The organism is Winogradskyella sp. ECml5-4 (genome assembly GCF_036903175.1).
Classification (GTDB): Bacteria; Bacteroidota; Bacteroidia; order Flavobacteriales; family Flavobacteriaceae; genus Winogradskyella; species Winogradskyella damuponensis.
The window spans coordinates 1-22,162 of the sequence record NZ_JAYJLF010000010.1; the positions used below are offsets into that span (position 1 = coordinate 1).

Here is a 22,162-nt window from a genome sequence, read left to right on the forward strand (position 1 = left end):
GATACGAGTGATGATGGTGATGACTCAGATGGTAATACGGATGATGATGCAACAGAAACAACAATTGATGAGAACCCAAGTATAGAAGCCGTAAAAACAGTCGCAATCACTAATGATGTCGCACCAGCAGGAGCAAGTTTAGGAGATGAGATGACGTATACAATTACAGTAACTAATACAGGAGATGTTACCTTAGATAACCTTGTTATCACCGATACGTTTGTAGATGCTAATGGATCTGTCTTAACTTTAAGTTCAGGGCCAACGTTTGATAGTTCAGACCAAAACAGTTCAGAAGGGACATTGTTAGTAGGTGAGACCGCAACTTATACAGCGACTTATATTATAGAGCAATCTGCAGTAGATGCTGGAGGCTTTAGCAACAGTGTGTTTGTAGAAGGTGATAGTCCATCTGATATCACGGTAGATGATACGAGTGATGATGGTGATGACTCAGATGGTAATACGGATGATGATGCAACAGTGATTACTATCACGTCAGATCCTAAAATCAGTTTGATTAAAACGACATTACCTTTAGAAGACACTAATGGAGATGGCATAGCTGGTGGTATAGATGATATTATTACCTATGTATTTATTGTTGAAAACACAGGGAATTTAACATTAACTAATATTATCATAGAAGATAATTTACCTGGCTTAAATTTATTAGGAGGTCCAATAGCTCAGCTTATTCCAGGTGAGATTGACGACACAACTTATACAGCAACATACCTTATTACACAAGAGGATATTGATCTAGGTAGTGTTACAAATTCAGCTTCTGTAAGAGGTGAAGGTCCAGGTGGAGATTTAAATGATCCTTTAGATGATATTACTGATATCAGTGATGATCCAAATGATGATGATAATATTGATGATAATGGTAATGGTAATCCAGATGATCCAACAATAGTTTATGTCACGTCAATTTACGATTTAGAAGTAACTAAATTAGTAGATGAACTTAATCCAGTAATTGGCGCTCAGGTTACATTTACTATTGAAGTGGCAAATATTGGTAATGTAACTGCAACAGATATCATAATTGATGAGCATATACCAAGTGGATACTCATTTATTTCAGCATTAACGACTGGTGGTACATATTCTGAACTTAATGGAGAATGGACAATTACTCAATTAGATCCAGATCAAGTTGAAATCCTTGAGATTACAGTAGAAGTACTTGGGTTTGGTGATTATTTGAATACAGCTTATATTCAAAGTTCAGTTGGAGGAATCGATGTTGACACTAGTAATAATGAAGGTGCTGCAGAAGTATTCCCAATATGTTTAACTATTTATAACGAGTTTTCACCAGATGGTGATGGTGTTAATGAAACATTTGTAATTGATTGTATAGAACAGTATCCAAATAATAAATTAGAAGTTTATAACAGATGGGGAAATATTGTTTATAGTACCAAAGGATACCTAAATAACTGGAAAGGTACATCTAATGGTAGAGCTGTTATGAATCAATCAGATGACTTACCTGTAGGTACTTATTATTATGTACTAGATTTAGGTAATGGTTCTGATCCAAAAGTTGGATGGTTATACATTAACAGAAATAACTAATTAATACTGAATTATAAAATAATTAAAATGATACATAAATCATCACTAATAAAAGGATTAATAGTTTTAGTATTTTTACTAATCAGTGCTGTTAGTTATGCACAGCAAGATCCTCAGTATACACATTATATGTATAATACGTTAAGTGTTAATCCTGCTTATGCTGGTCAAAGAGAGACATTAAGTGTTGTTGGTTTACACAGGTCTCAGTGGGTGGGTATTGATGGTGCACCACAAACACAATCTTTAGGTATTCATACTCCATTACGAAATGAGCGTATTGGTTTAGGACTAAATGTTGTAAATGATGCTTTAGGACCAGCAAGTGAAACATTTGTAGATGCGAATTTCTCTTATACAATACCTTTAAATGCCAACGATTTAAAATTGTCATTTGGAGCAAAAGGAGGATTTCATATGCTAGATACTGATTGGAGCAAAGGTCGATTTCAAAATCAATTAGATGCGAATTTTCAGGATAACATAAACTTAATATCACCAATGGTTGGAGCGGGTTTGTATATGCACACTAGAAAATGGTACTTAGGTTTAGCTGTTCCTAATTTTATTGAAACAAAACATTATGACGATTATGAAGAGTCGGTTGCCACTGAACGCATGCATTTTTATTTAATCGGTGGTTACGTTTTCAATATTAGTGAAACAACAGAGTTAAAACCAGCATTTTTACTTAAAGGAGTGTCAGGTGCACCAATGATTGCAGACGTATCAGCAAATTTTTGGTTCCAAAAGAAAGTCACTCTAGGTTTAGCTTGGAGATGGGACGACTCAGTAAGTGCATTAGCCGGTTTTCAAATAACCCCAGGTATGTTTGTTGGGTATAGTTATGATATGACAACAACTGGACTAAATAATTATAATAGTGGTACGCATGAATTTACATTAAGATTTGAAGTTAAAAGATTGGGTAGAATACTATCACCACGTTTCTTTTAAAATAAAAGGATAAAATGAGCTTGTTAAAATGGGTGATTATCAAAAGAAATTATTAATATGTGTCCGTTAAAAAAATAAATAAAAACGCATGAAAACAATATCTAAATATATATTATTAACATTTGTGCTTGCATTTTCTTCAGCTGTTTTTGCACAGAACGGAAAGATACAAAGTGTAAAAGATGACTATAGAGATTTTGCTTATGTAAAAACAAGTGAAGTTTTATTGGAAGTCGCTAATAAAGGGTATAAATCTGCCGATCTCTTTCAAAAATTGGCAAATTCATTTTACTTTCAAAATAAAATGAAAGAAGCTGCCAAATGGTATGGTGAGTTAATGAATATGAATGAGGTTATTGATCCAGAATACTATTTTAGATATGCTCTAGCTTTAAAAGGAATAAAAGATTATGAGGCTTCAGATAAATGGATGGAAAAATTTAATGAGCTTAAACCTAATGATTTAAGAGGAAAAGCATTTTTATCTAAAGTAGATTATAAATCAGATATAGAAGAATTAAGTAGAGATGATATAGAATTACTTAATCTAGAAATTAATACTGAGTTATCAGATTTTGGAACCACAGAATATGAAACTGGTATTGTGTTTGCTTCGGCAAGAGGAGGTGGTCGTAAATACAGATGGAATGAAGAACCTTACTTAGACTTGTATTATGTTGAAAAAACTGAAGATGATACATTTGGAGAAGTTAAAAGTATAGAAGGAGAAGTAAATACTAAGTTTCACGAATCTAGTGCTGTATTTTCACCTAATGGGAAATATATGTTCTTTACTAGAAATAATTACCACAGATTAAAGTATAAAGAAGATGACACAGGCATTAATAGATTGCAATTATACAGAGCAACTTTAAATGAAGATGGTCATTGGGATAATATTCATAAAGTTCATTTTAATAGCGTAGATTACAGTGTGGCTCATCCTACGCTTAACGTAACAGGAACTAAGTTATACTTTGCTTCAGATATGCCAGGAACTTTTGGCCAATCAGATATTTTTGTAGTAGATGTTAATGATGATGGTACATTAGGTGAACCAGAAAATTTAGGAAGTTCTATAAATACTGAAGGTCAAGAATCATTTCCATTTATGAATACTAATGGCGATTTATACTTTTCATCTACAGGATTTCCAGGTTTAGGAGGTTTAGATGTATTTAAATCTGAAGGTATAGACGAAAAAATCAAAACAGGATCTAACAGAAATTTTCCTATAGAAAATGTAGGTAAACCAGTTAACAGTGAATGGGATGATTTTGGATATTATGAAAACCTAGTTACAAAACGTGTGTACTTCAGTTCAAATAGAGAAGGTGGTAAAGGAAGTGATGATATTTATACTTTTGAAGTTCCAGAGATAAAACTATTAGTAGAAGGTGTTGTTCAAGACATGAATACAGAAGAATTAATACCTAATTCAACCGTTATTTTATATAATGAGGATGGTGTTGAAATAGCTCGTCAAACAGTAGGAGAGGATGCTTATTTTAAATTTGAGGTAGATCCTAAAAAAGAATATTTAATTAGAGTTGAAAAAGAAAAATATACTTCTGACGAAAAACGTTTTATTACGCCAAATAAGAATCAAGAATTAAAGATGGAGCTGCTTATAGAGAAAGATGAGCAACAAATAGAACCTTGCGATGATTTGGCTAAAGTATTAGATATTCCTATTATTTATTTTGACTTTGATAAATCTAATATTAGATATGATGCTGAAATTGAAATTCAAAAAGTATTAGCTGTACTCACTAAATATCCAACAATGCATATAGATATTCGTAGTCATACAGATTGTAGAGGACCAGCAGCTTATAATGAAAAACTTTCAGATCGTAGAGCACAGTCTACACGTCAGTATCTAATTAAAAAGGGAATTGCCGCAGAACGTCTAACGGCTAAAGGTTATGGTGAAGAGCGATTGGTAAACGATTGTGGATGCGAACCATCTAACAATTCACATTGTTCTGAAGAAGAACACCAACTTAATAGACGTAGTGAGTTTATCATCACAAGTATTAATGGAAAAACTTGCGATGAAGATAAAAATTAGGCCTAATAATATGATATAATCGTAAATAGCCGCTTAAATCTTTAAGCGGCTATTTTTTATGAAATCCTTTACTTTTATTTAAGTTTTAGGTGTTAATTTCGCATTATGACAGAAGAACAAGTCATCCTAGTAGATGAAAAGGACAATAAGATTGGTTTAATGCCAAAAATGGAAGCCCATGAAAAAGCGCTTTTACATCGCGCATTTTCGGTATTTATTTTTAATGATAAAAAGGAATTAATGCTTCAGCAACGTGCAGCACATAAGTACCATTCTCCAAATTTATGGACCAATACATGTTGTAGCCATCAACGCGATGGAGAAACAAATTTAAAAGCGGGTAAGCGACGTTTGCAGGAAGAGATGGGATTTGTTACCAATTTAGAAGAAACAACCTCATTTATCTATAAAGCACCATTTGAGAACGGGTTAACAGAACATGAATATGACCATATTATGATTGGTTATTATAATGAAAAACCAAATATTAACGAAGATGAAGTAGCCAATTGGAAATGGATGTCATTAGATGCCATAAAATCTGATATGCATACAAATCCGCAATTGTATACAGCTTGGTTTAAAATAATTTTTGAGAAGTTTTATGAATTTATAAACGTTAATAAGTAATATGAAAGTTACTGTACATAGAAAAGCACATTTTAATGCAGCACACCGACTTTATCGGAAAGATTGGAGTTTTGAGAAAAATGACGCCGTTTTTGGTTTATGTAACAATCCTAACTTTCATGGTCATAATTATGAATTAATAGCAAGTGTAACAGGTGAAATAGATCCAGAAACAGGCTATGTTATAGATGTTAAAAAGCTAAAAGATATTATTAAATCTGAAGTAGAAGACGCTTTTGATCATAAAAACTTAAATGTTGAAGTCCCTGAATTTAAAGATTTAAACCCTACAGCAGAAAATATTGCGGTTGTAATTTATAATAAGATTAAACCGATGTTAGATTCAAAGTTTCATCTTGAAATTACGCTTTATGAAACACCTCGTAATTTTGTAACTTATTCTGGAGATTAATTTTATGAAGTATCAGTTATATCCATTAAAGTTTCAGCCTATTTTAAAAGATAAAATTTGGGGTGGTGAAAAGCTGAATCAATATCTCAATAAAGATTCAAAATCTAAAAAATTAGGTGAAAGTTGGGAAGTAAGTGCTGTTCCTGGCGATGTTTCTATAGTATCTAATGGTGAATTAAAAGGAAAATCGCTTCAAGAACTTTTAGGTATTTATAAATCAGAACTTTTAGGTGAAAAAAATTGGAAACGTTTTGGTGAAGAATTTCCACTGCTTATAAAATTTATTGATGCCAAAGAAAATTTGAGTATTCAGTTACATCCCAATGATGAGTTAGCAAAAAAACGACATAATTCTTTTGGGAAAACAGAAATGTGGTACGTAATGCAAGCAGATAAGGACGCTAATCTTATCGTAGGCTTTAAGGATAAAATAGATAAAGAGACGTACTTAAAACATTTAGAAGCAAAAACATTAACTGATATTTTAAATTTTGATAAGGTAAAAGAAGGAGATACTTACCTTATTGAAGCAGGAAGAGTTCATGCCATTGGAGCAGGTGTTTTGCTTGCTGAAATACAGCAAACCAGTGATGTTACTTACAGAGTTTATGATTGGGAACGTGTAGATTCTGAAGGGAATGCGCGTAAACTACATAAAGATAATGCTATTGATGCATTTGATTTTGAAATGAAAAATGATTTTAGAATCGATTATAAGAAGCAAAAAAATGCTTCAAACATTATAATAAATTGCCCATTTTTCACAACTAATTTTATAACAATAGATTCAGAAATTAAAAAACAAAACACCTACGATTCTTTTATAATTTATATGTGTGTAGATGGAGATGTTGAAATTTTAACAGATAATTCTCTCAATAGTATCTCTAAAGGTGAAACACTATTAATTCCTGCTCATATTAAAAATTTTAAACTAAAATCTAACTCTGGAAAGCTTCTAGAAGTGTACGTTTAAAACTTCAAATAAAAATCGATTAAATAACTAAAAGGATTTAGTATTTTTGCGGTTATTAAAAAACATAATTATCATGTCAAATAAAAGAGAATTAAAAAAAGATATTAACTACGTTTTAGGTGATATTATTGAAGCGGTTTACGTGTGGGAATTAGCGAACGCTGAAAAGCCAACTAAAGAAAGTGAAGCTATTATTGATGAAGCTATTGCAACGTTTGATGAGTTAATTGCTCGTGTTAATGATAGAAGTGCAGAAAATAAGAAAGCGCATTTCAAAGCCATTAGCAACGATCTTGAGTCTAAAGGAAGAGATCTTATTGAAAAAATCAATAAATTAAAATAAATAGACTTGCAAATTTGAAAATCTATTTTAAATTTGCAAACTGTTTTGCCGATGTAGCTCAGCTGGCTAGAGCAGCTGATTTGTAATCAGCAGGTCGTGGGTTCGAGTCCCTCCATCGGCTCTTTTTTAAAACTTCAATTACCATTATAGTAATTGAAGTTTTTTTTGTTTAATACATATAAAATTTGAGGTTTTATAATACGTAGCAGATGTCAATTCCTTCTTTGATGCAAAAAAAAAAAATCCAATCACATAAATGATTGGATTTTTTAGGACTCTAATGTGTGAGTTGCATTGTATACTTAGTCTATTTAGTCGCTTCTCTATCTGTAATAGCTTTCCCTAGTTTTTTTCCGTAGAACGAATTCTTAATCTCTGTAGTTAGATTGTTGTAAATAGAATCTATATAAACAGGATTCGCATTTCGTGCTTCGTATAATGCTAAATAAGGTGCAATTTCACTATCCTTATTATTCATTGCAAACTGAATGGTATAGGCATATTTACGCTTTAAAAGCTGATCTGTAATTCTGCCTAAAGAGTCTACAGCAGTACTGTCATTATTCTTTTGGGCATTAAAACGAGCTTCAATAATATCTAGATTTTTATTGTTGAATTGCGATATAATTCCAAGATACTGTTCTAATAATTCGTGCTGTTTAGATCCTTTAATTTCAGAATTAAAATTGAAATTCTTTAAAGTTGTATTAATTTCTGTTATGCCTTTATCAGCAAAAAACGGAATATAATGTTCCTCACCATCATTTTTAAATAGTTTTAAATAGAGTAGTATAGGTTCTTCCAAATTGGTGTGTAAGTTAAATTCTGGTTGACCAGTAATAACCATTGAATCTAAATCTATAATAGTAGAATCTCCATCTTTTTGAAGGTAAACGACCCCTTTTTTTAATCCTTTAATATGTCCTTTTAAGGTAAAATTTGCGTCATTATTTTTGCCGCAAGAAACAGCTAATACTACTAAAATTATGAGACTTAGAGCTTTGTTCAATTTTGTCATGGTTTACTAAATAATTAGGTGCGCAAATATCTTATAATTGTTTTAAAATTGCTAGCTAACAGCTGCTAATTCCATTAAAATTGTACAACCTATAGCTGCAATTGTTCCAACAGCATAACCAAAGACAGCAAGAAGAACACCTACTGTAGCTAAGGATGGATGAAAAGCAGAAGCGACAATAGGAGCAGAGGCAGCTCCACCAACGTTAGCTTGACTTCCAACAGCTAGAAAGAAATATGGTGCTTTAATGAGTTTTGCCACTAATACTAAGAGTATAGCATGGATGGTCATCCAAACGACTCCAATAGCGATAAGCCCAAGGTTATCAAAAATCATGGTTAAATCCATTTTCATTCCAATACTAGCAACTAGGATGTAAATAAAAACACTTCCAAATTTACTAGCACCTGCTCCTTCATAATTTTTGGCTTTTGTATTTGACAATAAAATAGCAATTATAGTAGCTACACTAATCATCCAGAAGAATTTAGAACCTAGAAATGTAAATATGTTTCGTGTAGTAGGAGATTCTATTCCTGCCACAATACCTTCGAAAAAAGGAGCTAAAAAATTAGCACTTAGATGTGCAACGCTTACTGTTCCAAATGCAATGGCACAGATTATCATTATATCTGTAACTGATGGGTTTCGTTTGACTTTTTCAGAAAAGTTTGACATTTTTTCTTTCAACTCTTCAATAGAAGATGTGTCTGCTTTTAACCATTTATTAATGCGATTTCTTTTTCCGATACCAATTAATATAATTGCCATCCAAATATTAGCAACGACGATATCTACAAACACCATACCTCCGTATTTGGCTTGGTTATAGCCATAAATTTCTAGCATGGCAGTTTGGTTGGCTCCTCCACCAATCCAACTTCCTGCTAAAGTAGAAAGCCCTCTCCATACAGCATCCGGACCAATACCTCCAACTGTGTCAGGTGAAACGGTAGCAATTAATAAAATCGCAATTGGCCCTCCAATAACAATACCTAAGGTTCCTGTAAAAAACATTACCAAGGCTTTCCAACCTAAATTAAAAACAGCTTTTAAATCGATACTCAAAGTCATTAGAACTAAGGCCGCAGGTAATAAGTAACGACTAGAAACATAGTAAAGATTAGAACTGTGCTCTGTAACGACACCAGTTTCTGAAACGGTTGTCCATTCTGGCGAGATTAAACCTGTTGTGGTTAAAACAGCCGGAACCATATAAGCCATAAATAATCCTGGTACTATTTTATAGAACTTTGCCCAAAATCCTGTTTTTATAGATTCTGTAATAAATACAAATCCAAGGGCCAGCATTAAAAGGCCAAATACAATAGTGTCGTCAGTAAAAAGAGGAGTGTTATCCATAGTTTAGTTGGTTTATAAGACGCAAAATACAAAAATTAAAAACGAAAAAAGTGACCGTTTCGGATCACTTTTTTTCTATGGGTTTATCTTTTGGTTTGGGTTGCCTGTTGTGTTCCTTGAGATATTGCATTAACATCCATTCTATTTGACCGTTAGTACTGCGGAATTCGTCCGAAGCCCATTTTTCAATGGCTTTCAGCATATCTTCATTTATTCGTAGTGCAAAGGCTTTCTTTTTAGACATTATAGTTTCATTAATTAAATTTTGTTTTATAGGTAGCTAATACACTCTTGGCTTCGTTTTCTTTTTGTGTACCAATTAATAATTTTTTACCGCTTTTTAATACGAGCTGAATCCCAATATCACCAGAAACGTTTATAGCTCTTCCTTTAGATTTATTCCAAAGTATGCCTCCTTTTAGTCCCCAACCTCCATATTCACCCAGTGGATCGTAAGTTCTTACGTAAGCTTTATCAATTTCGTTCCACTTAATATTTTTTAAATTCCAATGAAAGGGAAAAAATTTATAATGAATCCCAGTTTCATCTATACGCGTTGTAAGTTTAAAGAAAAAGATAAACCCAGAAGCTAAGAGAATAAGAAAAATAACACCTATTAGTTCTAAACTAGAAAAATTTTCAGGATTTTCTGTGTATTCTTTCACATAAATACCAATAGGAACTATTGTACTTACTAACATAAGTATAATTAACCACAACTGATTAAAACGTTGTTCTTCTTTAAAAATTTTCATTATCTGTTTTTATCACGTTCAAAAACTACAGACGACCAATTAGCTCCAATATCCTTAACAACCCAACCTTCTCGTGCGTACTGATTCAGCAGATCTTCAAAATTTTGGATACGATTTCTAAACCCGAGTTTAGGTTGTACTACTTTATATTCTTTCATATTTTAATGGCTTAAAGTTCCTGTGTTTAAAACAGGTGAAGCATCCTTGTCACCACATAATACCACCATGAGGTTACTTACCATAGCAGCTTTTCGTTCTTCATCTAAATCTACAACTTGCTTTTTATTTAATTCATCAATGGCCATTTCTACCATGCTTACAGCTCCTTCTACAATTTTATGTCGTGCTGCAACAATTGCTGTAGCTTGTTGACGCTTAAGCATAGCATTAGCAATTTCTTGTGCATACGCTAAATAACCAATACGTGCTTCTAAAACTTCGATACCTGCGATAGATAAACGCTCGTCTATTTCTTTTTCTAAAGCGTTACTGACTTCATTAACACTAGAACGTAAGGTAATATCTTCGTCAACACCTTCATCTGCAAAGTTATCATAAGGATACATACTTGCTAATTTACGTACAGCAGCATCGGTCTGTACGCGTACAAAGTTTTCGTAATTATCGACATCAAACGCTGCTTTGTAAGTGTTTTGTACTCTCCAAACCAAAATGGTACTAATCATTATAGGATTCCCTAATTTGTCATTTACTTTAAGCCGCTCGCTATCAAAGTTGCTTGCTCTTAATGAAATTTTCTTTTTAGTAAAAAATGGGTTTACCCAATAAAAACCATTCTGCTTTATTGTTCCTACATACTTTCCAAATAAAAGCAATACACGAGAGCCATTAGGTTGCACCATTAAAAATCCAAAGGCTAATATTAATGCAGCTATAATGCCAAATACAGACCAGCCCGTTTCTGTAATAGGAATAAGAGCAATACTACCTAAGAATAATATTAAAAATAAAAATAACATTAAGTAGCCATTTGCAGGGACGATAATTTTTTCTTCTTTCATAATCTATAATTTTAATTGGTTAATAATTATAATTAATCAATATGATATTAAAATGATATCATAAAGATATAACTTATTTTATAAGTATACAAATAGATATTTTTGTTACAACTTTATAAAAAGAATTAAAATATAGAGTTTGGCACGAGCTTTGTAATATACTAAGTGTAATGACTATTACTATAGTTACCACCTGGTAACACTACTACAAAGTAGTATCATTACATTTGGTTGGTTAGTTAGAAAAAGCATCTCGTGGTTGGGATGCTTTTCATTTTATAAGGGGATAGAAACGAAAAAAAGCATCTCGTTTCCAAAATGCTTTCTAAATATTAAACAGTTATTTTTTGAATTAAGATTTTATAAAATCTGTAACACTTTTAATGAGTTCAGGAGAAATAGGTCTAAAGGATTCGTTATAAGATTTTGAGTTCTCTAAATCATCTCCTTCAATTTCAAAGAGTACATGATTCATGTTTTCAATAATTACCAATTTAGATTCTTCATTAGCTTCTTTTAATAATTCAGCTTCTTTTACTGAAACTTGAAGATCTTTAGTACCATTAATAATAAGAATAGGCATTGTTAACTCTTTTATAATTTCAGTAGGATTGTACGACATCCAATTCATCATAAAATCTTGTATCTCTGGACCAAATAGCGATCCTAATGCAGGAGGATAATCTGTGGTATTCTCTCCGTTTTTTAATAAGCTAACCACACGCTGGGCTTCTTCACCTAGTTTTGGCGCCATTTTAGTAACTTGTTCTACAAGTACATCTCCTATATTATTACCAGCACCTGCCAGTGAAATAAATCCGTTAGCTTTATCTTTAGCCGCTAGCATACCAACTAAACTACCTTGGCTATGGCCAATGATATAGATTTTACCATAACTTTCTTTGTCCTTAAAATAATTGATAATATCTGAAGCATCGTTTACAAAATCATCGAACTTAATGTCTTTATCTACATTATTTCTTAAAATTTGTTTTACAATACGCTTATCATACCTAAATGTTGCAATTCCATTTTCAGTGAGTCCTGTTGCTAATTTTTTTAAGGAATTGTTTTTAAGGAAATTTTGATTTCCATTTCGGTTAGTAGGACCAGAACCTGCAATTATGATTGCTAAATCGGGTTTATCAATATCGTGTGGAAGGAGTAATGTTCCATCAATCCATTTTGTTATTGTTAGTTCTTCTTCATTATAGGTTTTGTCTTGGCTAAAACCTAAAGTATTAACTAAACATAGAATGAGAATTACAAATTGTTTCATTTTAAAATTATTTTAAGGATAAAGTTAATTGATATAGAATTGATTTTTGTTTTTTTAACGAATTTTATAGCAATTTATGATTTGTAAATACAATTATTGAATTATAAAAATTGTGTTTTTCAGCGGTGAAATACGTTATTTTGTCGAAAAATGTTAAAATTAAGTGTATTTCATCGATTAAATATGTTTTTTAGCGTCGTAGTTCAAAATGAATTATATATTTGACTCGTACTAAAAATTTGTTTTTAGTTCAATGGATTAATTAATTAATATTTGCCTTGTGTTGTGTGTAATTAGAGACCCTAAATCTACCAGCATAGTAAAGCAAATAAACGAAAACCGAGATTGAGGGATCTCGGTTTTTTGTTTTTATAATAGTGAATAACTTAAGCTATTTCTCTTATTTTAATCTGTATTCATGTGTCTTTTTATAAAACAAGTCGTAATTTTATTTTTCAGTAAATTAGTATTCTGATATGAATTATAAAACGCTATTATATATAACTAGCCTGTTTCTAATAACTTTAGGTTTTCAAGAAAAACAAACCTTACCTGATGGCTTTGTTTATGCAAAATCTGTAATACCTGATTTGGATGTTGAATTGCGCTATTTTTCAGAAAATAATTTTGTTGGCGATACTATAGATGGTTATAAAGCGAATCGTTTAATAATAACCAAAAACACAGCAGAGAAGTTAAAATTGGTTCAAGAAGAGTTGCAAAAACAAAACTTGTGTTTAAAAGTTTATGATGGCTATAGACCACAGCGTGCTGTAAACCATTTTATTAGATGGGCAAAAGACTTAAATGACACTATTAAGAAACAGCAATTTTATCCTGAGGTAAATAAAAAAAACTTGTTTAAAGCAGGCTATATAGCTTCGCGATCTGGTCATAGTAGAGGGAGTACTATTGATTTAACCATTACTAATGGCGAAACTGGCGAACCTTTAGATATGGGAAGTCCTTATGATTTTTTTGGAGAAGCCTCTTGGGTTGCTCATGAGGCCTTAACAGATGAGCAAAAGAAAAACAGACAGTTACTACAAACTGTAATGCTAAAACATAATTTTAGAAACTACGCAAAAGAGTGGTGGCATTTTACACTACGTTGGGAACCTTTTTCAAAAACTTTTTTTGATTTTGAAGTTGAGTGATTTTACAAATTAGGTATAATATTCATGGTGTTTTTTATTTTAAAAGCACATTGGTTTTGCAGAAATGTAAATTCATAATATTAAACCTTAATGCTTCATTCATCTTTATAGGTTTTGTAGGTTAATCCGATACCATAATTAAATAAATCTCTTTTTAGTAAACTAGATTGTAAGCCATTCCCTTTTTCAAATTTCACCCAATTATTTCCGTTAATAAATACGCGTTTTATATACGTGTTTTTACTTTCAATCTCGTCTGTAAATGGTAACAAAGGTCTAAAATTAGTTGGTATTTTAACAATACTGCCCGTTTTAGATTTTATCTCTTTGTACTTTTTATTTGGTAATAATTTACCGGCTTTGTTGGTGTAACCTAAAACTTGAAGCGACACAAAAAATCCATCTTTAGGAATGTAGATATCGTAGTCTTCAACATTTAAATCGTATGCATCTCCATCTTTTTCAGTTGCTCTAAAAACGATGGTTTCGTAGGTTAGTGCTTTACCAGGAACTCCGTTATCATTTTGATAAAATTTTACTTTAAAAAGCGTCGAAAATTTCTTTTTATCACTGTTTTTACGGTTGCGTTTTTCCCAATCTTTAGATTCTAAAGCAATAGGGAATTGTACATTAGTGATCTTTTGATCTTTTGAACTTGTCTTAGGAAAATATACTGCAATCTCAGATTCTATAGTAGGTAGCCAACAATTATAATAATCGTCATCTAGAGATGGTTTTAGTTTTTCTTCTTTAAATTTTCTATCAATTGTAACACCTATAAAAACTTCATCTAATTCTGAAGCTTCCGGTTGCATCAGAAGTTGATTAGGTAAATTGTTTGTAGCAACATTAAGGTCTTTAAAACCTAATGCAGAAATAAAAAGCGAATCGATATCTGGATATAATTTTTTAGTAAAAAAAAACTGCCCCTCATCATCGGCAAAAATACCGTTGCCATTGCCAAAAGAAATGGTGGCGTAACTAATAGGATACGTAGAAATGCTGTCTTTAATAGTAATTTGAGCAAAGGATAATTGCCCAATTAAGAAAAGTGAAAATAGTATTTTATGCATGGTTAAGCTTATAGTTTCTAAAGATACACTATTTATACGCATAAAAAAACGTCTCAAAATGAGACGTTTTTATGTTGTTTACTAATTGGGATAATACCAAAATGGTATAGAAGCTGCTGTTTTAGATAGGGTATCTGATGCTTTTAGTTCCTTGCGTTTTACATGTAAGATGTGTTTACCGTCATCTAAATTCTTTACACCAATATAGGTTTCAAAGCCGTTTTGTTTTTTTACGGTTTTACCAAGAACAAAATCTGTTTTATATAATATAGTATCAATTTCAACAGAATAGAGTGAATTAAATGTTGTCATATATTCACTTTTTAAGGCATCACTAATAGCACCAGAATTAATGGAACTCATTTCAGAGGTAATCCCTCTGGTGTCTTCGTCAAGTTTTAATTTAGGGTTAAACTTGTAAATTTCATCTTCTATAGATTTATCAAAAACAATAAATACTTTAATGTATGAATCGCTTATCACTTTACTATTAATAGCGATATTTTGAATAAAATCGGAATCATCAACAAGCATATCTTCATAATTTAATGAATTAGAAATGTGCTGCCCTGAAGGTTCAATAAAGTTAAAATAGTTAGACTGATTGTAGTATAAAGAGGTCATCCATATCAATGAAATATAGATGGGAACTAAAAATAAACTTAAACGTTTTCCGAATTTATGATCTAGGAAATTATAGACTAATGGTCGGTATAAAAACGAAAGTGTAATAATACTAAAACACCAATAGATTGGGAAGTACAGCTTGCTAATCCATTTTTTCTTTTTTAAAAAACCAAGAGTTATAAAATCTATAAAGGTAAGTAGCATTCCAACAGTAAGAAACACCAAAAGAATAATGCCAAAATATGTTGAGATGTCACTAAAAGTATGATTATTCAGAAAAACAGTAATCACAAAAGCAATAGCCCCAAAAGTTAGCGCAATGGCCAACATATAGAAAATAAGTAAAAACGAAATAGCAAAAATAACACTACAGTAGTTCTCTAAACGCCCAATATACCTATCAAAAGAGCCAACTTTACGTTTTAGATAGTTGTTAAATCGTTTGCTGTAATTTAAGGTGTCGTATTCAATGTCTCCAGAAACATAACGTAATCCTAAGGCTCCAATCCATAAACCTCGTAAAAGTACATGTAGTAGTAAGTTAAAAATTAATATAGAACAAGCCGAAAGCGCTACAATCATAACTATCGAGAAAAAAATATTGTTTTCGTTTTGAGCGTGTTGGTAGGCAATTTCTAAGTTTGGGTAAGCGGAGAATAAGCCAAAAATAGCGAAACCAGAAATTAGCAATTCTAATTGCCAGCTTTCTTCTTGTAGTTTATCTAATAGTTTTTTAAATGTTGGTTTATTATAATCTTCACTCATTGGTATTGGGTGGATTGAAATTCAGGTTAAAATTAGGCATATTCAATTAAAATCAATCTTTTTTATCCTATTTTGAAACTCTATCCAAATTTCATCGTTTTTATAATAGAACTCAACTTGATTTTTTTGCTTTTAGGAAATAGAAAAAGTCAGTATGAGTTTTTAAAAACCGCTAACCAACCCAATGCAGAAATTAGAAACGAAACTTATTAAGCTTTGCAAAAAAGGAAATGAAGTTGCTCAAATGCAAGTCTATGATAAATATAGTCAAGCTATGTATACCGTTGCTTGTCGTTATTTGAATGAAGAAGATGCAAAGGATGCGATGCAAGAAGGTTTTTTAAAAGCGTTTAGACATATTGATAGCTATAAACCCGAAGCCACTTTTGGAGCTTGGTTAAAACGTATTATCATTAACCAGTGTTTAGATGTTTTAAAGAAAAATAAATTAGAATTTGAAGCTGTCGAGGTCTCAGAATTGCAAATCTCAAATGAAGACGATTGGCAATTTGATATTTCAATTACAAAGCAAGAGATTTTATGTGCCATTGAGCAGATTACTGAAAAACATAGAGTAGTAGTGAAGCTTTATTTATTAGAGGGCTACGATCATGAAGAGATTTCAGACATCTTAGAAATTCCTGTAAAAACCTCACGTACACATCTAAGACGTGGGAAATTAAAGTTACAAGACCTATTAAAACAAAAGTACAATGAAGCAAGATATTAGAACCTTATTTACAGAGGAAGACGATTTAAAACCGCTTCCTAAAAATCATAGAAGTGAATTTGCAGATAAGCTTAAAAAGCAATCCAAACCAAAGCAAAATCCTTATACTTGGTTAGGTGCTGCAGGTATTTTAATTATGGCATTAACTATAGGGTTTAATGCTCTAGAAATGGAAACAAAACCAGAACAAAATCAGGTGTCACCAATAGTAGCACAAGTAGAAGCGGTTGAGGCAGCCTATCTTAAAGATATTGAAACCGAATGGCAGAGTTTTGTAGCTATTGCAGATGATGCCATTTTGGTAGAACGGTTTAGAAAAAAATTGAAAGACTTAGATGCAGATTATCAAGATATTTCTCTTCAGTTTAAAGACGATTCTAATAACATTTTAGTCATTGAAGCATTAGTTGAAAACCTTCAAACGCGACTTCAAATTTTAAAAGACATTCAAAAGCACATCAATATATTAAATCAAAACAACGAACATCATGAAAAATCAATTTAAAATCTTATTGCTGATGCTCATCACATCAGTAATGCTAAATGCACAACAACACAAGATTCTTAGTGAGTCTTTTACAGCCGATATAAACACCACAACCATTTTTAATTTAGATAACATTACAGTGGCGTTGGAGGAGTCCACAGATGGAAAAGTTCATGTAGATTATATCATGGAATTTGATGGATATTCAAAGAAAGAAATTAATTCCTTTTTAGACGAGATAAAAGTAGAGGTTGGTAAATTTGATAATCATATTACACTCAATGCTAGTAGTGAAAATAAAATTTCACTAGAAACTTATGAATTTAAAACAACAGATGCTATTACTATAAATCAATCGTTTTTTGAGTCTAAAAAGGATTCTGTCAGTCGTAAATCATTAGAAGTTTTACGTTTAGAAATAGAACAGAATAACCGCAGTATACAGGGTAATTCTTTAAAATATATTAACGATCGCTTTAAAAAAGTTGACAAAAATGGTAAGGTGACTAATTTTAAAAAAGGAGGTATAAAAATGATGAGAAGTCGTTTTACAATTAAAATTCCACCGTATTTAAAATTAATAGTTAATGCAAAAGAATCAGGATTATATATAAGACATCATCTAAGAAATGAATTGACAGGAACACTGATTGGTGGCACTTTAAAAACGAAAGAAATCTCAAATCCGTATAATAAAGTTAAAATTGAGAACGCAACATTGGAAGCAATAGCTATTGAAGGTGGTGATTTTGATTTTATTAATTTAAAAAACAGTAAAATAGGTAGTATTCAAAACACTAAAATTACGTCTGAGTTTTCAAAAGTTGAAATAGGAGAAATTCGAAAAAATGTGACCATAACGGACTTTAATAGTGAGTATTATTTTTATAATTGGGCCAAAGATTTTAAACGTTTTAATCTATATTCTGAATATTCTAAAATACATTTTTGGTATCCCAAAGCAAACCATAGTTTAAAGGTCATTGGTAATAACACTAAAAACCTTGTAAGCAATAATAAATTCGAAATTAATATGCAGCCAACAAGTAAAGAAGAGAAATATACAATGATGGTTAAAGAACCACATCCTGATGAAAAATTATCTGGACAAATATTCTTCGATATTGTACATGGTATTATTTATTCTCATAACGATGCTATCAAAAAAATAAATAACTAAATCATGAAAACAATTAAGATAATTGCCATAGCATTAAGTTGTTTTGGAATAGTACAAGCACAACAAAGTGAAGTGAATTTTAATACCACTTCAGGTTTAAAAATGGAAACTGAATATGCGTCAGATATTGAAGAGATAAGTGATCTTTTAAGTTTTGAAGGCATTGATTATATGAAGTTGAAATTTTCAGGCGAACAACTTAAAGGGAAAAGTTATAAGCTCTCAGTCAAGGAAATTTGGGATGGTAAAATAGTGTCTGATACCACCATTATAAATAGTAAAACGATTGGCTATAAGCAGTTTGAAACATTAAGTGATACTGTTTTTAAAATGAAAGTGATATCAAAACGAACCAATGATAACCAATTGAAAATGACTTTTAAATTTCCTAGATTTAGTATCACTAAAAAATATGATGCTATCGACTCTGATAATTACAGTTTAAGAAATCTAGTAGACGAAAGTAACTTAGAAATAGGCTACGATAAGTCATTCTATCTGTTAGCTTATATTTTACCTTACGAAAGAGAAGATGGTTCATTATCGTGGTGCGATGTTGGTACCTCTGGAGATAAGGTTGAAGAATGGGGATCTAAATTTGGAATAAAACACTATCTGCTTTTCGAAATGAAATTTGAATAATTCCATTATTATATAAACAAAAAAAGCACTTAAGTTCTTTAAGTGCTTTTTGTTTTTTTTGCTAACACCTAACACCTAACACCTAAATTAATACCAACGTTTCTTCTTCTTTTTAGAAGCTTCACTTTTACGTCCTTTTTTATACTTACTACCTTTCTTTTTATGTACAATAGGTTTGGCTTTAGGATCTAAAGGGTAAGGATGCTCAGTTTCCACAGGAATCTGAACATTTATAGCATTCTGAATGGTTTTTACATAACTTTTCTCATCAGCAGAACACATAGAATAGGCTTTCCCTATATGACCAGCTCGTCCTGTTCTACCAATTCTATGTACATAAGTTTCAGGTACATTGGGCATATCAAAATTAAGAACGTTATCCAATTCGTTAATATCAATACCACGAGCAGCAACATCAGTAGCAATCAATACTTTTACATAACCATTTTTAAACTTATTTAGTGCTGTTTGGCGTTCACTTTGTGCTTTATCTCCATGAATACTATTTACGGCATAACCATTTTTTAATAAGGTTTGTTCCAATTTATCTACACCATATTTGGTACGTCTAAAAATGAGTACGTTCCCTTCAATAGTGTTTCGCATTAAATGCAAACACAATTCAATCTTATTGCGTTTAGGGACGTAATACAACAGTTGACTCACGTCTTTTGCAACCGATTTAGTTGGAGTTACATCAATACGTTCTGGAGTTTTAAGAATGGTATTTGCTAATTCTTCAATTTTAAAAGGAATTGTAGCCGAGAATAATAAGGTTTGTTTGTCTTTAGGACACAAGCGCTCAATTTTCTTTATATCATCTATAAAACCCATGTCTAGCATTAAATCGGCTTCATCTAAAACAAAGGTTTCAATATAATCGAGATTAATATAATCTTGCTTATGCAAATCGAGTAGGCGACCAGGAGTGGCGACTAAAATATCGACCCCTTTTTTTAATACATCAATTTGAGGTTCAATAGATGCACCACCAAAAACAACTAAGGATGTTAGATTGGTAAACTCAGCGTAAGTCTTAAAATTCTGCTGAATTTGTACTGCTAATTCTCGTGTAGGACTTACGATTAAGGCTCTAATTTTTTTGCCTTTTTTTGGTGCATCTTGTTTATCAAACAATTGTTGTAAAATAGGTAATGCGAAAGCAGCTGTTTTTCCTGTTCCTGTTTGTGCAGAAACAATAACATCTTTGCGGTCTAAAACCAATGGAATAGTACGTTGTTGTACTAAAGTTGGTTCAACATAACCAGAAGCATCAACAGCTTTTAGTAAAGGTTTTATGAGATGTAAGTCTTTAAATGACATGTGTTTTGTATTTATGGCAAAGGTAGAATAAATGTTTTACCAACGTTCTTGTATCCAATCGTTTTGTTCTTGTTCCGTTAAAAAGGTCCAAGCGATAAATCTACTGATTTTATGACCTTGTCCCATTTCAATAGTTTTTACAGCAGTGGCATTCACTTTGTCTAAAACTTTATAGGTTGGTTTTAGTGTCACTTCTTTCGAAATTAAACTTGTAAACCAATAACATTGTTTGCCAAAATGCTTGCTTTCATAAATCATGTCTTTTACAAAGCGTGCTTCACCACCTTTGGTCCATAACTCGTTGTGTTGTCCACCAAAATTTAAAAGCGCTTTGTTAGGGCGTTTACCTTTTAGGTTCCTCTGTTTTTTTAAACTTGCTTTTTGAGCATCTTCGGCAGAGGCATGAAACGGTGGATTACAAATCGTAAAATCTACTTTTTCTTCTGGTTTTAAGATGTCATAAAAAAAGTTGTTTGCTTTGTCTTGACGTCTAATTTCTAGAGTAGATCTTAATTTGTAATTTTTTTGCTCTATAGTTTTAGCAGATATAATAGCGGTTTCATCAGTATCACTTCCTATAAAGGACCAGCCATATTCATGCTGACCAATAATAGGATAGATGCAATTGGCACCAACTCCAATATCTAAGCCTTTTATATGATTTCCTTTTGGAATAATTGTGCTATCTCCTTTTAATAAATCGGCGATATTATGAATATAATCGGCTCTGCCAGGAATTGGTGGGCATAAATAATGCTCAGGAATATCCCAATATTCTAATCCGTAATGGTGAATTAATAAAGCTTTATTAAGTGCTTTTACAGCTGCAGGATTGAAAAAATCTACAGAATCATCACCATATGTGTTTGGAGCCACATACTTGGCTAATTCTGGAGAACTTTTGATAAGTGCGTCAAAATTGTAGCGTGATCTATGCTGACTTCTTGGATGAAGTTCTGATTTTACTTGAGGATGTTGTTTTTTCTTTTCCAATGCTTAATAATTTATGGAGGCAAAGGTAATGGAAAAGAAATTGGGTTATTGAGACCTAAGCCTAAATAACCCAATTCATTTTAAATATATTAGTAATTAAATTAATCTACTTTTTTGAAACGTAACATTTCGTCACCAGCTTCATTGTAAAAGTATAACGTTAATCCTTCTTTTTTATATGTTGAAATGCTGTTAAATGCTTGGTCAAAACTGTCTGGAATAGCCATATCCATACACATTTTTCGAGTGGATGCTATAGCTCCAAATTCGATAGTATCTGAAGTTATGTTTTTTATTTGTCCGGTGTAATTATTACAACCATTAGTTCCAGATGCACGCATTTCAGTGGTGTTTAGTTCAAGAGTTGGTACATTGCTTGTACTTTCTATCGCTTTACCATTAACATGGGTTGCTGCCCAAATATCATGAATGGCTAATTTAGGATCTTGTTTTTTTTCTAACACTTTTATAAGATCATATTGAATTGAAGACGCATCAGCAGGAACGCTTTTAGAATCTAACTGTGTTTCTGCAACTTCAATTTTTTGCAAATAACCAGGTTCAAAATTAAACCCATTTATTGTTGCGTAAAAATTAGACCATTCTGCATTTTCATAATTATCGGCTTTTGAAACTTGTAAGCAAGTTGTTTTTCCAGCACCAGCATCACAATCAACTTTGGCACTATTTACCCAATAGGTTGCCGTCGTTTTTTTTGTTGTGGAGCAGGAGGATAACATTACTGTTAAAATTACTACTGACATTGTTTT

Annotated in this window: 24 protein-coding genes and 1 tRNA gene; 13 read left to right on the forward strand and 12 right to left on the reverse strand. The window is 31.7% G+C overall.

The window, feature by feature from the left end; all coding sequences use genetic code 11:
• The 8 genes from VDP25_RS11575 to VDP25_RS11610 all read left to right on the forward strand — a co-directional run.
• Positions 1-1,587 (forward strand): DUF7507 domain-containing protein (locus tag VDP25_RS11575; protein WP_334469900.1); only part of this gene is annotated, 1,587 nt, incomplete at its 5' end.
• A 27-nt stretch (positions 1,588-1,614) separates the two neighbouring features.
• Positions 1,615-2,544, forward strand: a complete 930-nt coding sequence (locus VDP25_RS11580) for a PorP/SprF family type IX secretion system membrane protein (RefSeq protein WP_334469903.1) — start codon at positions 1,615-1,617, stop codon at positions 2,542-2,544.
• An 88-nt stretch (positions 2,545-2,632) separates the two neighbouring features.
• The gene (locus VDP25_RS11585; RefSeq protein ID WP_334469905.1) at positions 2,633-4,618 is read left to right on the forward strand and encodes an OmpA family protein; all 1,986 of its coding nucleotides are present in this window, start codon (positions 2,633-2,635) and stop codon (positions 4,616-4,618) included.
• 105 nt (positions 4,619-4,723) lie between these two features.
• On the forward strand, positions 4,724-5,248 hold the full coding sequence (gene idi, locus VDP25_RS11590; RefSeq protein ID WP_334469907.1) for an isopentenyl-diphosphate Delta-isomerase: 525 nt from the start codon (positions 4,724-4,726) through the stop codon (positions 5,246-5,248).
• A gap of 1 nt (position 5,249) precedes the next feature.
• Entirely contained in the window at positions 5,250-5,660 is a 411-nt protein-coding gene (locus tag VDP25_RS11595; protein WP_215924093.1) for a 6-pyruvoyl trahydropterin synthase family protein, read from the forward strand.
• A gap of 4 nt (positions 5,661-5,664) precedes the next feature.
• Entirely contained in the window at positions 5,665-6,636 is a 972-nt protein-coding gene (locus tag VDP25_RS11600) for a type I phosphomannose isomerase catalytic subunit (protein ID WP_334469911.1), read from the forward strand.
• A gap of 73 nt (positions 6,637-6,709) precedes the next feature.
• Positions 6,710-6,979 carry a hypothetical protein gene (locus tag VDP25_RS11605; RefSeq protein WP_334469913.1) on the forward strand — a complete coding sequence of 90 codons (270 nt, stop codon included), beginning with the start codon at positions 6,710-6,712 and terminating at the stop codon, positions 6,977-6,979.
• Between the two features lie 47 nt (positions 6,980-7,026).
• Positions 7,027-7,100 (forward strand) — tRNA-Thr (locus VDP25_RS11610).
• Positions 7,101-7,286: 186 nt separating this feature from the next.
• Here the strand turns inward: VDP25_RS11610 and VDP25_RS11615 are convergent.
• The 7 genes from VDP25_RS11615 to VDP25_RS11645 form a co-directional block, all read right to left on the reverse strand.
• The gene (locus VDP25_RS11615; RefSeq protein WP_334469915.1) at positions 7,287-7,997 is read right to left on the reverse strand and encodes a DUF4369 domain-containing protein; all 711 of its coding nucleotides are present in this window, start codon (positions 7,995-7,997) and stop codon (positions 7,287-7,289) included.
• Positions 7,998-8,048: 51 nt separating this feature from the next.
• On the reverse strand, positions 8,049-9,359 hold the full coding sequence (locus VDP25_RS11620) for a DUF819 family protein (protein ID WP_334469917.1): 1,311 nt from the start codon (positions 9,357-9,359) through the stop codon (positions 8,049-8,051).
• A gap of 64 nt (positions 9,360-9,423) precedes the next feature.
• Positions 9,424-9,603, reverse strand: coding sequence for an Arc family DNA binding domain-containing protein (locus VDP25_RS11625; RefSeq protein ID WP_215924102.1), 180 nt, complete (start codon positions 9,601-9,603; stop codon positions 9,424-9,426).
• Positions 9,604-9,613: 10 nt separating this feature from the next.
• Positions 9,614-10,114 (reverse strand): hypothetical protein, encoded by a 501-nt coding sequence (locus tag VDP25_RS11630; protein WP_334469920.1) that lies wholly within the window; start codon positions 10,112-10,114, stop codon positions 9,614-9,616.
• Positions 10,114-10,272, reverse strand: a complete 159-nt coding sequence (locus VDP25_RS11635) for a DUF4177 domain-containing protein (RefSeq protein WP_334469922.1) — start codon at positions 10,270-10,272, stop codon at positions 10,114-10,116. Before VDP25_RS11635 ends, VDP25_RS11630 begins: the two co-directional genes overlap by 1 nt.
• A gap of 3 nt (positions 10,273-10,275) precedes the next feature.
• On the reverse strand, positions 10,276-11,136 hold the full coding sequence (locus VDP25_RS11640) for an SPFH domain-containing protein (RefSeq protein ID WP_334469924.1): 861 nt from the start codon (positions 11,134-11,136) through the stop codon (positions 10,276-10,278).
• 352 nt (positions 11,137-11,488) lie between these two features.
• Entirely contained in the window at positions 11,489-12,415 is a 927-nt protein-coding gene (locus VDP25_RS11645; RefSeq protein WP_334469926.1) for an alpha/beta hydrolase family protein, read from the reverse strand.
• Positions 12,416-12,891: 476 nt separating this feature from the next.
• Between VDP25_RS11645 and VDP25_RS11650 the strand changes: the two genes are divergently transcribed.
• The gene (locus VDP25_RS11650; RefSeq protein WP_334469928.1) at positions 12,892-13,572 is read left to right on the forward strand and encodes a M15 family metallopeptidase; all 681 of its coding nucleotides are present in this window, start codon (positions 12,892-12,894) and stop codon (positions 13,570-13,572) included.
• A gap of 95 nt (positions 13,573-13,667) precedes the next feature.
• Here the strand turns inward: VDP25_RS11650 and VDP25_RS11655 are convergent, their stop codons facing one another.
• Together VDP25_RS11655 and VDP25_RS11660 are read right to left on the reverse strand one after the other, a co-directional pair.
• Positions 13,668-14,687 (reverse strand): hypothetical protein, encoded by a 1,020-nt coding sequence (locus VDP25_RS11655; protein WP_334469930.1) that lies wholly within the window; start codon positions 14,685-14,687, stop codon positions 13,668-13,670.
• A 39-nt stretch (positions 14,688-14,726) separates the two neighbouring features.
• Complete coding sequence (locus VDP25_RS11660; RefSeq protein WP_334469931.1) at positions 14,727-16,037, reverse strand: hypothetical protein; 1,311 nt, start codon at positions 16,035-16,037, stop codon at positions 14,727-14,729.
• A gap of 184 nt (positions 16,038-16,221) precedes the next feature.
• Here VDP25_RS11660 and VDP25_RS11665 point away from each other — a divergent pair, with 184 nt between their 5' ends.
• Genes VDP25_RS11665 through VDP25_RS11680 form a run of 4 tightly spaced genes read left to right on the forward strand, consistent with a single transcriptional unit; the run spans position 16,222 to position 19,076 of the window.
• Positions 16,222-16,767, forward strand: coding sequence for an RNA polymerase sigma factor (locus tag VDP25_RS11665; RefSeq protein ID WP_334469932.1), 546 nt, complete (start codon positions 16,222-16,224; stop codon positions 16,765-16,767).
• Positions 16,751-17,272 (forward strand): hypothetical protein, encoded by a 522-nt coding sequence (locus tag VDP25_RS11670; protein ID WP_334469933.1) that lies wholly within the window; start codon positions 16,751-16,753, stop codon positions 17,270-17,272. The genes VDP25_RS11665 and VDP25_RS11670 overlap by 17 nt, the downstream gene beginning before the upstream one ends.
• On the forward strand, positions 17,256-18,434 hold the full coding sequence (locus VDP25_RS11675) for a hypothetical protein (RefSeq protein WP_334469934.1): 1,179 nt from the start codon (positions 17,256-17,258) through the stop codon (positions 18,432-18,434). The genes VDP25_RS11670 and VDP25_RS11675 overlap by 17 nt, the downstream gene beginning before the upstream one ends.
• A gap of 3 nt (positions 18,435-18,437) precedes the next feature.
• Entirely contained in the window at positions 18,438-19,076 is a 639-nt protein-coding gene (locus tag VDP25_RS11680; protein ID WP_334469936.1) for a hypothetical protein, read from the forward strand.
• A gap of 87 nt (positions 19,077-19,163) precedes the next feature.
• On the opposite strand, the gene VDP25_RS11685 is transcribed toward VDP25_RS11680, so the two are convergent.
• From VDP25_RS11685 to VDP25_RS11695, 3 genes are all read right to left on the reverse strand, one after another.
• Complete coding sequence (locus VDP25_RS11685; RefSeq protein WP_334469938.1) at positions 19,164-20,399, reverse strand: DEAD/DEAH box helicase; 1,236 nt, start codon at positions 20,397-20,399, stop codon at positions 19,164-19,166.
• 36 nt (positions 20,400-20,435) lie between these two features.
• The gene (gene rlmF, locus VDP25_RS11690) at positions 20,436-21,392 is read right to left on the reverse strand and encodes a 23S rRNA (adenine(1618)-N(6))-methyltransferase RlmF (RefSeq protein WP_334469940.1); all 957 of its coding nucleotides are present in this window, start codon (positions 21,390-21,392) and stop codon (positions 20,436-20,438) included.
• A gap of 101 nt (positions 21,393-21,493) precedes the next feature.
• Positions 21,494-22,156 carry a DUF4377 domain-containing protein gene (locus VDP25_RS11695; RefSeq protein WP_334469942.1) on the reverse strand — a complete coding sequence of 221 codons (663 nt, stop codon included), beginning with the start codon at positions 22,154-22,156 and terminating at the stop codon, positions 21,494-21,496.
• Positions 22,157-22,162 lie beyond the last annotated feature (6 nt).

Bases quoted from the DNA above. Each gene is read 5' to 3' on its own strand.
- VDP25_RS11580 (WP_334469903.1), top strand. From the start codon at position 1,615: ATGATACATAAATCATCACTAATAAAAGGATTAATAGTTTTAGTATTT.
- VDP25_RS11585 (WP_334469905.1), top strand. From the start codon at position 2,633: ATGAAAACAATATCTAAATATATATTATTAACATTTGTGCTTGCATTT.
- idi (WP_334469907.1), top strand. From the start codon at position 4,724: ATGACAGAAGAACAAGTCATCCTAGTAGATGAAAAGGACAATAAGATT.
- VDP25_RS11595 (WP_215924093.1), top strand. From the start codon at position 5,250: ATGAAAGTTACTGTACATAGAAAAGCACATTTTAATGCAGCACACCGA.
- VDP25_RS11600 (WP_334469911.1), top strand. From the start codon at position 5,665: ATGAAGTATCAGTTATATCCATTAAAGTTTCAGCCTATTTTAAAAGAT.
- VDP25_RS11605 (WP_334469913.1), top strand. From the start codon at position 6,710: ATGTCAAATAAAAGAGAATTAAAAAAAGATATTAACTACGTTTTAGGT.
- VDP25_RS11615 (WP_334469915.1), bottom strand. From the start codon at position 7,997: ATGACAAAATTGAACAAAGCTCTAAGTCTCATAATTTTAGTAGTATTA.
- VDP25_RS11620 (WP_334469917.1), bottom strand. From the start codon at position 9,359: ATGGATAACACTCCTCTTTTTACTGACGACACTATTGTATTTGGCCTT.
- VDP25_RS11625 (WP_215924102.1), bottom strand. From the start codon at position 9,603: ATGTCTAAAAAGAAAGCCTTTGCACTACGAATAAATGAAGATATGCTG.
- VDP25_RS11630 (WP_334469920.1), bottom strand. From the start codon at position 10,114: ATGAAAATTTTTAAAGAAGAACAACGTTTTAATCAGTTGTGGTTAATT.
- VDP25_RS11635 (WP_334469922.1), bottom strand. From the start codon at position 10,272: ATGAAAGAATATAAAGTAGTACAACCTAAACTCGGGTTTAGAAATCGT.
- VDP25_RS11640 (WP_334469924.1), bottom strand. From the start codon at position 11,136: ATGAAAGAAGAAAAAATTATCGTCCCTGCAAATGGCTACTTAATGTTA.
- VDP25_RS11645 (WP_334469926.1), bottom strand. From the start codon at position 12,415: ATGAAACAATTTGTAATTCTCATTCTATGTTTAGTTAATACTTTAGGT.
- VDP25_RS11650 (WP_334469928.1), top strand. From the start codon at position 12,892: ATGAATTATAAAACGCTATTATATATAACTAGCCTGTTTCTAATAACT.
- VDP25_RS11655 (WP_334469930.1), bottom strand. From the start codon at position 14,687: ATGCGTATAAATAGTGTATCTTTAGAAACTATAAGCTTAACCATGCAT.
- VDP25_RS11660 (WP_334469931.1), bottom strand. From the start codon at position 16,037: ATGAGTGAAGATTATAATAAACCAACATTTAAAAAACTATTAGATAAA.
- VDP25_RS11665 (WP_334469932.1), top strand. From the start codon at position 16,222: ATGCAGAAATTAGAAACGAAACTTATTAAGCTTTGCAAAAAAGGAAAT.
- VDP25_RS11670 (WP_334469933.1), top strand. From the start codon at position 16,751: ATGAAGCAAGATATTAGAACCTTATTTACAGAGGAAGACGATTTAAAA.
- VDP25_RS11675 (WP_334469934.1), top strand. From the start codon at position 17,256: ATGAAAAATCAATTTAAAATCTTATTGCTGATGCTCATCACATCAGTA.
- VDP25_RS11680 (WP_334469936.1), top strand. From the start codon at position 18,438: ATGAAAACAATTAAGATAATTGCCATAGCATTAAGTTGTTTTGGAATA.
- VDP25_RS11685 (WP_334469938.1), bottom strand. From the start codon at position 20,399: ATGTCATTTAAAGACTTACATCTCATAAAACCTTTACTAAAAGCTGTT.
- VDP25_RS11695 (WP_334469942.1), bottom strand. From the start codon at position 22,156: ATGTCAGTAGTAATTTTAACAGTAATGTTATCCTCCTGCTCCACAACA.